Source organism: Mesorhizobium sp. M7A.F.Ca.CA.001.04.2.1 (assembly GCF_003998485.1).
Taxonomy (GTDB): Bacteria; Pseudomonadota; Alphaproteobacteria; order Rhizobiales; family Rhizobiaceae; genus Mesorhizobium; species Mesorhizobium ciceri.
On record NZ_RZQT01000164.1, the window covers coordinates 1 to 11,558 of the forward strand.

10 protein-coding genes and 1 pseudogene are annotated in these 11,558 nt (G+C 64.0%); 5 read left to right on the forward strand and 6 right to left on the reverse strand.

Going from position 1 to position 11,558, the window contains the following annotated elements:
* Positions 1-156: 156 nt before the first annotated feature.
* The 3 genes from EN955_RS30720 to EN955_RS30730 all read right to left on the reverse strand — a co-directional run bounded on the left by EN955_RS30720 (position 157) and on the right by EN955_RS30730 (position 5,009).
* Positions 157-2,310 carry a penicillin-binding protein 1A gene (locus EN955_RS30720; RefSeq protein WP_024505299.1) on the reverse strand — a complete coding sequence of 718 codons (2,154 nt, stop codon included), beginning with the start codon at positions 2,308-2,310 and terminating at the stop codon, positions 157-159.
* Between the two features lie 150 nt (positions 2,311-2,460).
* Positions 2,461-3,393 carry a dimethylarginine dimethylaminohydrolase family protein gene (locus tag EN955_RS30725; protein ID WP_013532649.1) on the reverse strand — a complete coding sequence of 311 codons (933 nt, stop codon included), beginning with the start codon at positions 3,391-3,393 and terminating at the stop codon, positions 2,461-2,463.
* On the reverse strand, positions 3,390-5,009 hold the full coding sequence (locus EN955_RS30730; RefSeq protein ID WP_032899663.1) for a peptidase M20: 1,620 nt from the start codon (positions 5,007-5,009) through the stop codon (positions 3,390-3,392). Before EN955_RS30730 ends, EN955_RS30725 begins: the two co-directional genes overlap by 4 nt.
* Before the next feature lie 84 nt (positions 5,010-5,093).
* Between EN955_RS30730 and EN955_RS30735 the strand changes: the two genes are divergently transcribed.
* The 5 genes from EN955_RS30735 to EN955_RS30755 all read left to right on the forward strand — a co-directional run bounded on the left by EN955_RS30735 (position 5,094) and on the right by EN955_RS30755 (position 10,051).
* Positions 5,094-5,990 (forward strand): LysR substrate-binding domain-containing protein, encoded by an 897-nt coding sequence (locus EN955_RS30735; protein ID WP_013532647.1) that lies wholly within the window; start codon positions 5,094-5,096, stop codon positions 5,988-5,990.
* A gap of 120 nt (positions 5,991-6,110) precedes the next feature.
* The gene (locus EN955_RS30740; RefSeq protein WP_024505297.1) at positions 6,111-7,205 is read left to right on the forward strand and encodes an ABC transporter ATP-binding protein; all 1,095 of its coding nucleotides are present in this window, start codon (positions 6,111-6,113) and stop codon (positions 7,203-7,205) included.
* A gap of 67 nt (positions 7,206-7,272) precedes the next feature.
* The gene (locus EN955_RS30745) at positions 7,273-8,388 is read left to right on the forward strand and encodes an ABC transporter substrate-binding protein (protein ID WP_024505296.1); all 1,116 of its coding nucleotides are present in this window, start codon (positions 7,273-7,275) and stop codon (positions 8,386-8,388) included.
* 23 nt (positions 8,389-8,411) lie between these two features.
* Positions 8,412-9,245 (forward strand): ABC transporter permease, encoded by an 834-nt coding sequence (locus EN955_RS30750; RefSeq protein WP_013532644.1) that lies wholly within the window; start codon positions 8,412-8,414, stop codon positions 9,243-9,245.
* A complete protein-coding gene (locus EN955_RS30755; RefSeq protein WP_024505295.1) occupies positions 9,245-10,051 on the forward strand; it encodes an ABC transporter permease in 807 nt (268 codons plus the stop codon). Before EN955_RS30750 ends, EN955_RS30755 begins: the two co-directional genes overlap by 1 nt.
* A 97-nt stretch (positions 10,052-10,148) precedes the next feature.
* Here EN955_RS30755 and EN955_RS30760 read toward each other — a convergent pair.
* The 3 genes and pseudogenes from EN955_RS30760 to EN955_RS30765 all read right to left on the reverse strand — a co-directional run.
* Positions 10,149-10,307, reverse strand: a pseudogene (locus EN955_RS30760) (glycosyltransferase family 2 protein); the annotation flags it as partial.
* 87 nt (positions 10,308-10,394) lie between these two features.
* Positions 10,395-10,724: an aldehyde dehydrogenase family protein gene (locus EN955_RS35685; protein WP_245462181.1), complete on the reverse strand. Its 330-nt coding sequence runs from the start codon at positions 10,722-10,724 to the stop codon at positions 10,395-10,397.
* Positions 10,724-11,558, reverse strand: an 835-nt coding sequence (locus EN955_RS30765; RefSeq protein ID WP_245492848.1) for an aldehyde dehydrogenase family protein, incomplete at its 5' end; no start/stop codon positions are given. The genes EN955_RS35685 and EN955_RS30765, both read right to left, overlap by 1 nt.

Here is an 11,558-nt window from a genome sequence, read left to right on the forward strand (position 1 = left end):
TCGTCGTAGCCTCCAGAACAATGGCAGCTACAGAATCACATGCGATTCAAACACTTCAAGCCATTTTCCGGCGTCGCTTCTTCACGCTTGACCACAGCACGAAGCAAATGTGTGCGCACGCTAGCCCCCACAGGGGGAGAAGGAAGAGGCGCGCCATCACAGCGCCGACAGCGTCTCCGGCGGTTGAGGCGTATTGAGGACGGGCGCCGACTGGAACAGGTTGGTCATGTCCCGCAGCGTCTGCGTCGTGCGGCTGGACAGCACCGGCGGCCGTTCGGCGGCTGCATCGGCCACCGCCTGCGCGTCGCTCTTCTTCTGTGCTTCCTCGGCCTTGGCAGCGATCTCCTCGTCGACGAAGGGCTTGTCGATGCCCGGGATCGGCTTGAGGTCGATGTTCTGGTGCGCATAGACCATCAGGCGCTGCCATACCATCGCAGGCAGCGAGCCGCCGGTCATGTTCTTGGTCGGCGTGAAATCGTCATTGCCCATCCATACTGCCGCCGTGTAGTTGCCGGTGAAGCCGACAAACCAGGCGTCGCGGTAGGATTGCGTCGTGCCCGTCTTGCCGGCGACGACGATGTTGGGAAGTTGGGCCCGCCGCGCCGTGCCCATCACCGGTACTGCGGCCAGCATGGTGTTCATCGATTTCAGCGCCTGCTCCGACAACACCCGGTGTGGCGGCGGCGCATCCTTGGCGAAATCATAAACCACCTCGCCGGTGCGGGTGACGAGTTGGCTGATGCCGTGCCGGAAGCCGACGAAACCGTTGTCGGCGAACACGCTGTAGCCCGTCGCCTGGTCCATCACCGTCATGCCCGAGGTGCCCAGCACCATCGTCTTGTGCGCTTCGAGCGGCGATTCCACGCCCATCGCCTCGGCCATGGCCTTGATCGGCCCGATGCCAAGGTGATCCTTGGCCAGCCGAACCGGCACCGTGTTGATCGATTTGGCCATAGCCATGATCAGAGTTACATTGCCCGCCGATCCGCCGCTGTAATTGTGCGGCGACCAGGACCCCCAGCTGATCGGGCCGCCGGAGATGATGGAATTGGGCGTGAAGCCGTGTTCCATCGCCGTTGCATAGACATAGGGTTTGAATGACGAGCCGGTCTGGCGCAGCGCCTTGGTGGCGCGGTTGAACTGGCTGGCGCCATAGTCGCGGCCGCCGACGATGGCGCGCACGGCGCCGTTGGTCTCGATGACGACGACGGCACCTTCGGTGACGTTGTACTCCTTGCCGAACTGGCGCAGGTGGAACTCCACCGATTCTTCCGCTGCCTTCTGGATGTTCGCGTCGAAGGTGGTGTGGGCAACAAGCGAGTGCTGGCCCGGTTTGGCGATCTTCTTGACCTCGTCGAATGCCCAGTCGAGGTAATAGTCCGGACTTTTCTGCTCGCCGCGGTCGACGACATCGGCCGGATGCAGCCTTGCCTGCAGAACCTGCCCCTCGGTCATGAAGCCGGAATCGACAAGGTTGGACAGCACCACATTGGCGCGTGCGCGCGCTGCCGGCAGGTTGATGTGCGGCGCATATTTGGTCGGCGCCTTGAACAGCCCGGCCAGCATCGCCGCCTCGGCGAGGTTCAGATCCTTGACGCTCTTGCCGAAATAGAAATCGGCGGCCGCCTCGATGCCGAACGTGCCGCCCCCCATGTAGGCGCGGTCGAGATAGAGCTGCAGGATTTCCTTCTTCGACAGATTGGCCTCGAGCCACAGCGACAGGAAGGCTTCCTTGATCTTGCGCTCCAGCGTGCGCTCATTGGTGAGGAACAGGTTCTTGGCCAGCTGCTGGGTTATGCTCGAGCCGCCCTGAACGACGGAATTGGCCCGCACATTCTCGAAGATGGCGCGGGAAAGGCCGAGCACATCGATGCCGTAGTGATCGAAGAAGCGGCGATCCTCGGTAGCAAGCACCGCCTTGATGACGTGATCGGGCATCTCGTCGACCGGCACGGAATCGCGCTGGATGATGCCGCGCTGGCCGATCTCGTTGCCATAGCGGTCGAGGAAGGTGACGGCGAAGTCGCCCTGGGCGCGCCAGTCGCCGGCCGTATCCTGGAAAGCCGGAATGGCCAGCGCCAGCATCACCACGATGCCGCCGGCGCCGAGCGTAAAACCTTCGCTCAACACTTCGATGATGCCACGGCGCCAGCCGTTGACGCGGAAGCGCCGCGAGAAGATCGTCGCCGATTCCCAGAACTGGCGCGCCTTGAAGCCGATCTCGTAGAGCGAGGAATCGATCCACGCGTCGAGCGCCAGCAGCCGGGCGGCGATCGGACCTCTTCTCTTGCGCGGTTCGGGACTGGCCATTCGGAATCCGGCTAGCAATTGCACGACCTGAGTACCGCAAACCGGCAATTTCAGGGCGATGCATTCCGCAAGACTATTCCTCCATTTTTCCAGCACTCACAAGGGCAGCGAAGACACAGTATCGGGTTTGTTGCTGAGGGGCGAGCCGGCTCAGGCCGGTTCGCGCTTCAGCGCCTGCGCCATGCAGTGGATGCCGCCGCCGGTCTTCGAAATCTCGCTCATGTCGACGGCCGCGACCTCGAAACCGCGGGCCTTGAGCTGGCCGATCAGCGACTGGCTGGAGGTCGGCGCGATCACGCGGTCCTTGCCCAGCGACATGAAGTTGCAGCCGAGCGCCATCGTGTCCTGGAACGGCACGTCGATGATCTCGTGGCCTTTGCCCTTCAGCCAGTCGACAATGCCGGGCTCGGTGCAGGCAAGGCAGACGGCGGTCAGTTTTTCGGCGATCGGCACCACCATCAGGTCGATATGGACGTAATATTCGTCGATGAAAGCGATGCGGGTTTCCCAGCCTTCCTTGTCGAACCAGGCCTGCACCTGGCGCGCACCTTCCTCCTGCGTGCGCGCGCCGCCGCAGCCTATCAGCACGACGCCGTCCTCGATGACGTTGAAGTCGCCGCCCTCGAAGGTACCAGCCGTGACCATGTCGTAGATCGGGATGCCGAGTTTTTCATAGGTGCGGATCGCGGCATAGTTCTCGCCGCGCCGCCACCAGTTGGCCATGGCGGTGATGAAGGCGCCGTAGGGCGTCATGACGCTGGAATCGCGGGAATAGACCTGCATCGGCAGCTCGGGCGTCGGCTCGTGCCAGTGGATGTTGACGCCGAAATGCTCGTAGGCGGCGACCAGGTCCTTGTGCTGTGCTTGTGCGATCTGGACGTTGCAGGGCGCCTCGCGCAGGTGCTTGCGCGACAGCGAGCTGGTCGACAGATGCCGCAGGAAATTGGGCGAACCGAGCAGGACGTCGGTCAGCACGTCGGTCTCGTTGGCAAACCCCCAGGCGGTCAGCGGCTTGGTGCCGCCGGCGGGGTTGCGGCGCTGCAGCGAAAACGGCTCGGCGACAATGCGGTCATGAACGGTCATGGGATGCTCCTCGTGAGGTGACTTAGGGGTGTCTGATTGCTCGGTATCCACCAGTCGCGTCCACGCGGAGTGGTGACATATTCTGGCCAGCGAAACCCGATCGGCGGCTCGTAGTCGCAAAGCGGTGCGATCCAGTTCGAACCGCCGATGCCGCCGCCGGTGCGGGTAACGAACTCGTCCATCGCCGCTTCGCGGGCAGTCTGGTCTTCCAGCAGGCGAAGGGCGGCGAGCGCGATCGTGCGGGAGGCGCAGGCCACCATCGGGTCGATCGTGGCCGAAATACCGCCCAGCGCATTCATCACCCAGGCTGGATAGGGATAGCCGGTCTCCGAACGCAGCGCCGGGCGGGCGACATAGAAGCGCGCCGTCGGCGTGTGCCAGCTCATGTCGGTGTAGTCGTCGGAGGTCGAATTGACCTGCGAGGGCGGCAGGTCGCGGCGCAGGATCGCTTCCGCCGCCTGCGGCTCGATCAGGCGCTCCAGCTCTTCGATGAACGGCTCGTCGCTCGCCATGCGCCCGGCATTGACCTGTATTTCGCGCGCGACTGCCTTGGCGTCTTCGTCCCAGCGCGGCGGCCCGACCGTCGACAGCGCTTCATAGGCGATCTCGGCCATGGCATGATTGGCAAGTCCCGGTCGTGACTTCGACACCCAATGCCGCTCGGTGCGGCAACCACTCATCGCTGCCGCCGCCTCGGCATTGCGGTCGAGCACCGCGGTGACCTGCTCGGCCATGGCAAGCGTCGGCACGCGGATCATGTACTGAATCTCGGCCAGCCCCGCCGGCAAATTGTCGGCGGTCGCTTGCCCCGCCGTCAGGATCGCCTCGCTGATCGACCAGCCGCCCTGGTGAGGCAGCATGGAATCGCGCAGAGCCTTGGAGGCCATGTACATCATCATCAATGCGTCGTTGGCGCCGGGCGCGCGCGCCGCCGAATGTGCTTGCGGAATGGGTGCAGCGCCCGCAGCCAGCGCCCAGCGCTCCGGTTGGTCGCAGATGAAGCGATAGATCATCGCGTAGGCCGCGCCGCAATGCGTGTCCCAGCGCGCCGTGTTGCAGAGCGGCAGCATGTAGAACGGATGAAAGGAGATCATGCCGGCAAGGCCGTCATAATAGCCCTTGGCGGCATGGATCGGCTTTGACCCACGCACCTTTTCCGCCGGCTCGCCGGTGAAGCGCAGCGTGCCTGATATGCCGTGGCGCTGCATCGCGGCCTTGGTCGCCAGCAGCCCGCCGAGGCTCGAAATACCCAGCCCGGAATGCGGGTCGGTGTGGCCGCCGGCCTGGTTGCCAAGTCCCCGGCGCGGACGCTCGACCGTAGCGGCATCCTGGCAATTGCCCGGCACCGCGTCGTATTCGGCGTACATGCCGATGGTCGGGCCGGGGCCGTTGGTCCAATGCGCGCAGAAGGCGGTCGGCATGCCGCCGGAGCCTTCTTCGACAGAAAAGCCTTCGAGTTTCAGTCGCTCGACATACCAGGCGGCGGATTGATATTCCCGCCACGCGGTCTCGCCGTAATCGAAGATGATGCGTGTCCACGCGGACAACAACGGCTGGATGCCGTCGAGACAGGCAAGGGCGGTTGCTTGCGCCGAGGTGGCCACCGGTTTCTCCATGGCATGAGAAGAAAGCAGTGAAGCGGTTCGCTAAAAAGTGATATGTTTTCCCGGTTCGTGCAAATTCGGTTCACCTGAGGCTCCTTGCGTATACCATCCACACAAGCGCTGCGTGCGCTCGACAGCTTCGCCCGCCATGGCAGCGTCTGGCGCGCCGCCGACGAGTTGCACCTGACCCGCAGCGCCGTGAGCCATCAGCTTCGTCTGCTGGAGCGCGATCTCGGCTTCGACCTGCTCGAACGCATCGGCAAGGGCGTGGCGCTGACGCCGCGCGGCCAGCGCTACGCCAGCGACGTGCGCAAGGCGCTCACCGTTTTGGGCGATGCGGTGACGCGGGACGCCGGCACCGGCGTCGGCGGCTCGTTTGCCGTCAGTTGCACGCCCGGCTTCGCCTCGCTGTTCTTGTGCACCCATATCGGCGAGTTCCGGCAGATGTATCCTGACGTGGCGCTGCGCATCCTGACGCCGCGCCGGCTCGACGATGTCAGCAACGCAGATGCCGATGCCTTCATTGCGTTTGGTGTCGGCAATTGGCCGAACCGGGCGGTCGAGCCGCTCTGCGAAATCTCGTTCACGCCGCTCTGCAGCCCGACGCTGCTCAACAAGGTCGGCGGGTTTTCCCGGCCGTCGGACGTGCTACGCGCCAACCTGCTGCATCTCGACGACACCGAGGATTGGGCGCGCTGGCTGGCGCTGTCCAAGGTGGAAAACCCCGACATCGAGGGTGGCATCTTCTTTTCCGACATGAACCTGGTCTTTTCGGCGGCGATTGCCGGCCAGGGCATCGCCATGGGCGACGAACTGACCAGCCGGCGGGCGCTGAGCGAGGGCCGGCTGGTCAGGCCGTTCGACATCGCGATCAAGTCGCCACGCTCCTATTTCCTGGTCTCCGAACACGCCAAGGCTTCGCATCCGGTGCTGGAAGCGTTCGCGGGATGGCTGCGGTCGAAACTCCAGGAGAACCGCATTCTGCCGTATTGAGGGCAAGGCGGCGCCATCTCGCCATAGATGAATGGAATTTGCCGATCACGCGAAAACTATTCGGTTGCGGTGAGCCGGCACCCTGCCTACGATTTCGACAAGCGTTAGGGAAAGGGCAGTATGCAGCAACCCGGCCGTGCCGCAGAGATCAAGGCAATCGGGATCGGCAAGAGCTTCGGCTCGTTCCGTGCGCTGGACAATCTGTCGCTCAATATCGGCCGTGGCGAGTTCCTGACCCTGCTCGGGCCGTCGGGTTCGGGCAAGACCACCTTCCTGATGATCCTTGCGGGCTTCGTGCAGCCGACCGAGGGCAAGCTGTTCAGCGACGGCGTCGACATCACCGACCGACCGGCAGAGCAACGTGCCGCCGGCATGGTGTTCCAGGGCTACGCGCTGTTCCCGCATATGAGCGTCGAAGCCAACATCGCCTTCCCACTCAAGGTGCGCAAGAAATCGGCCGCCGACATCAAGCGCCGTGTCGGCGAGATGATCGAGCGCGTCGGTCTCAAGGGCCACGAGAAGAAACTGCCGGCGCAACTGTCGGGCGGCCAGCAGCAGCGCGTGGCGCTGGCCCGTGCGCTGGTGTTCGAACCTGGCGTGCTGTTGCTCGATGAGCCGTTCTCTGCGCTCGACAAGAGCCTGCGCGGCCAGATGCAGGCCGAGATGAAGCGGCTGCACCAGGAAACCGGAACCACTTTCGTCTTCGTCACCCACGACCAGAGCGAGGCGCTGGCGCTGTCGTCGCGCGTTGCCATCTTCAACCACGGCAAACTGCTGCAGGTCGGAGCGCCCGACGAAGTCTACGACCGGCCGGACAACCGCTTCGTCGCCGAGTTCCTCGGCGAAATCAACATGCTGCCGCTGAAGGGCGTCAAGCCTGCCGGCAATGGCTCGACCGGCCTGTGCGAAGACCGCGCGGTCAGCATGGGCTGCAAGGCCGAACTCGTGCGCGGCGATGCCATCCTGGCGATCCGGCCCGAATACATGTCGATATCGGGCGAGGCGGCGGATGGCGAGAATGGCATCGCCGCTACCGCCACCAACTCCACCTATCTCGGTGCTGCGACGCGGCTCGACCTGACGACACGGCAAGGCGCCAAGGTTACCGTCTCGGTGCCGAACGAGGTGGCGGCCGCAGCGCTCAGCAAGGGCAATTCCGTCTGGCTCACCTGGCCGGCGGAAAAGGGTTTCCTCCTTCCGCATGGAGGGCAATGACGACGGTGTGGCGAAATATCGCTCCACCGCTTTCCGGCACTATCAACAACAAAAAAGGGGAACTGACATGACACATGACACCAAAAAACAAGCCGTCGAGAGCCTGTCCGCCAGGGCAGGTCGCGGCGAGATCTCGCGCCGGCAGTTCACACAGCTGGCGGCACTCGTGTTGGCTGGCGCGCCGATGCTACTGCGCTCGACAGGTGCCTTTGCGCAGGCCAAGGAACTCGTGCTGGTCAACTGGGGTGGCGATGCCATCACCGCCTATGATGCCGCCTATGGCCAGGCCTTCACCAAGGACACCGGCATCGCCGTCAAGATGGACGGTTCGGGTCCGACTGAAGGCGCCATCGCCGCGCAGTTCAAGAGCGGCGCGCCGACCTGGGATCTCGTCGACGTGGACCCCTTCTCGGCCATCACGCTCGGCGCCCAAGGGGCTCTCGAGCCGATCGACTACAACATCGTCGACAAGAAGAAGATGCGGCCCGGCTTTGGTTGGGAATACGCCGCCTCGACCTATTTCTTCTCCTATGTCATTGCCTATGATTCCGAGAAGTACGGCAAGGACGCGCCGACCGGCATGGCCGATTTCTTCGACGTGAAGAAATTCCCCGGCAAGCGCTCGCTCTACAAATGGGGCGTATCGAGCTGGGAAGCAGCACTTCTGGCCGACGGCATCGCGCCGGCGTCGCTCTACCCGCTCGACCTCAAGCGCGCCCATGACAAGATCGCCGCGTTCAAGGAAAACGTCGTTGCCTATTGGGGTGGCGGCGCCGAAAGCCAGAGCGTGCTGCTCAATGGCGAGGCCTCGATGGCGATCGTCTGGTCGACGCGCGCTTCGCTGATCGAGCAGGATTCGGGCGGCAAGATCAAGTTCATCTGGGACCAGGGACTGATCTCGCCCGGTGCGCTGGCCGTGCTCAAGAACAACCCCGGCGGCAAGGACGCTGCGATGAAGTTCATCGCCAGTGCCCAGGACCCTGAAAAGCAGCTGGTCATGTTCGACAAGCTCGGCCAAGGTCCTGCAAACCCGGCGGCAGACGCGCTGATCACGGCCGACAAGAAGCGCATCAACCCGGTTGATCCCGGGAACATGAAGAAGCAGATCGCGCTCGACATGGACTGGTACGCCAAAAATTACGGGCCGGCGCTCGACGAATACACCAAGATCATCTCGGCCTGATCAGGGCCGGGGTAATCGGGTCAATGAGATCCTATCTCTCCGACAGGATGGGCGCGGCGCTGTTGATGGCGCCGCTGCTCCTGTTTCTTGTCCTGGCCTATGCCTGGCCGTTCCTTGGCGTCGTCAAATGGAGTTTTACGCTGCCGACGCCCGGCCTCGGCCAATATGAGGCGCTGCTCACCGACGATCTGGTGCAGTCGGTGTTCATCCGCACGCTGCGCATCGCGGCGGTCGTCACCGTGGTCTCGGTGGCCGCTGCCTACGCCATCACCGTCGTCTGGGTGCGTGGAACCCCGGCACAGCGCCTGATCGCCGAGTTCTGCATTCTCGTTCCCTTCTGGATTTCCGTGCTGACCCGTGCCTTCGGCTGGGTGGCGCTGCTCTCCAATCGCGGCCTGATCAACACGTGGCTGCAGGCGATCGGCTTCATCTCCGAACCGCTGGCGTTGGTGCGCAACGAATTCGGCGTCATCGTCGGCATGACGCACTTCCTCATTCCTTTCGCCGTTTTTCCGCTGGCATCGGCCATGCGCAGCCTCGACGACCGCGTGCTCCTGGCGGCGCGCGGGCTCGGCTCCAGCCGCATGCGCACCTTCTGGACGGTGTTCGTGCCGATGACGCGCTCCGGCATCATAGGCGCGGCGATGATCGTTTTCGTCTTCTCGCTCGGCTTCTTCGTCACACCAGCGATCCTTGGCGGCGGCCGCAGCGTCATGATCGCCGAACTGATCTATCTCAGGATATTCCAGAGCCCGGACTGGGGCTTGGGTGCAGCGATCAGCGTCGTGCTGGTGCTGTTCGTCGGCGCGCTGATGGCGCTCTTGTTCCGATATGTCAGACCGAAGCAGTTGATCTGATGCCGACCTACCGCCCCGGTCCCGTCTCGCTGATCATTGCCGCTTTCGTGGCGCTGTTCCTGCTGATGCCGCTGCTCGCGGTCATCCCGGTGTCGCTGACGCCGAGCCGCATGCTGGCGATGCCGTCGGGCGAACTGTCGCTGCGCCACTACCGGGCGCTGATCGAAGACCCGCGCTGGCTCCAATCGATTCTGCTCTCGATCCGCATCGGTGTCGTCAGCAGCGCCTTTTCAACTGTGCTGGCGCTGTGCTTCAGCCTTGGCGTCTGGATGTTCCAGCCGCGCTTCACCGCGGCCCTGGTCGGCTTCGTGCTGCTGCCGATGGTGGTGCCGCCGGTGGTCTCGGCGATCACGCTCTACTTCTTGCTCACCTCGATCTCGGGCTTCAGCGCGTTCTTCGGCTACGACACCTGGCTGGGCGTCGCCATGGCCCATTCGGTGATGACCGTGCCCTTCGCCACGGTGCTGATGCTGGTCTCGCTCAGCCAGCTCGACCGCCGCATAGACCTCGCCGCGCGCGGCCTAGGTGCAACTGTCTGGGAACGCGCCACCCGCATCATCATGCCCAACATCAAATTCGGCATCGTCACCGCGGCGTTGCTGTCGTTCGTGCTGTCCTGGGAAGAAATCGGCGTCACCCTGTTCATCACCTCGGTCAACGCCATCACGCTGCCCAGGTTGATGTGGATGGGCCTGCGCGACAACATCGACCCGGCGATCGCGGCCCTTTCGGTGATCCTGATCATCATCACCGTGCTGGTACTGGCGGTGCGCAGTTTCGTTGCCAGGCAACGCGGGGCGCAGTGAGAAGGCAAAGCATAACGCAGGCCCGCTGAAGGCCTCCGGGGACAGCGCTCCCTCCCGTCCTGCCGGACATTTCTTCCCGGCCCGCGAGGGCGTCGGGCTACCCCATCGCGCGGCGGATTGTCCTGGACAGGTTGGCAAGGAATGTCGGTCGGGACGATGCGTCAAGCTTCCACGACAGCACCGCCATGGCCATTTGCCGCGGCAGCATACCGACCGACAGGAACCAGGCGGCAAGCACGGCGAAACGCCCCGCAACCCGCTGCTTCGTGGATCGGAAGCCGGCAAGGAACGGAGCAAGGTTAGGTGACCGGGAACCGGTGTCCACATTCACGCTCCGCGGCAATCAAGCCGCAACGTAGGCGGTTTTCTTACGCAGATAGGCATCGAAGCCGTATTTGCCGTCCTCGCCGCCCAGCCCCGAACTCTTCCAGCCGGAATGAAAGCCCTGGACCATCTCACCGCAGGTGCGGTTGATGTAGAGCTCGCCGAAGGCGCTTTCGCTGTTAAAGCGCATGACGCGGTTGAGACTGCCGGTGAACAGATAGGCGGAGAGGCCGAATTCGGACTCGTTGGCCAGCCGCAGCGCTTCGTCGAAATCGGCGACGCGCATGACTGGCACGACCGGCCCAAAAATCTCCTGCTGCATGATTGGCGCCGCATTCGAGGGTGCCATCAGCACGGTGGGCTCGAACCAATGCCCCTTGGCGAAGGCATCCCCTCCGGCCGATGGCCACCGGTCAGCAGCTCCGCGCCGCCTCGCACGGCCTCGCCCACCATGGCTTCGACCTTTTCGAGTTCGGGCCGGCTGATCTTGGGGCCCAGATCGACCGCGTCCAGCGGGTTGCCGATCCGCAGTGCCGCGGCCCGCGCGACGAAACTGTCGAGGAACCGGTCGGCGATGGTCTCGTGCAGATACATACGCTCGTTGCAGGTGCAGATCTGGCCGCAATTGGTGAAGCGGGCAATGATTGCGGCATCCACCGCGGCATCGATGTCGGCATCGTCCATGACAATGAACGGCGCCTTGCCACCCAGTTCCAGGCGAATGACCTTGAGGCTTTTGGCGGCAGCGGCATAGATCTCGCGCCCGGCGCGTACGCTGCCGGTCATGGTGACGAGGTCTGAGTGCGGACTGCGCACCAGCGCCTCGCCAATTTCGCGCCCGCTGCCGCTGACGATGTTGACGACACCGGTGGGAATGCCGGCCTCCTCGCAGAGCCGGCCGATCTCGAGCAGGGAAAGCGGCGTCAGTTCGTGTGACTTGAGCACGATGGTGTTGCCGGTCGCCAGCGCCGGGCCGAGCTTCCTGCCGGCCAGCGCCACCGGATAGTTCCAGGCGGTCAGGCCGACCACCACGCCGTAGGGCACGCGCCGGATCCAGATCTCCTCGCCCGCCGCATCGGACGGGATGATGTCGCCTTCGATGCGCCTGGCATTGTCGGCGGCAAATTCGATGAAGCCGATGGCGCCGCCGACTTCGCCACGCGCCTGGGCGATCGGCTTGCCC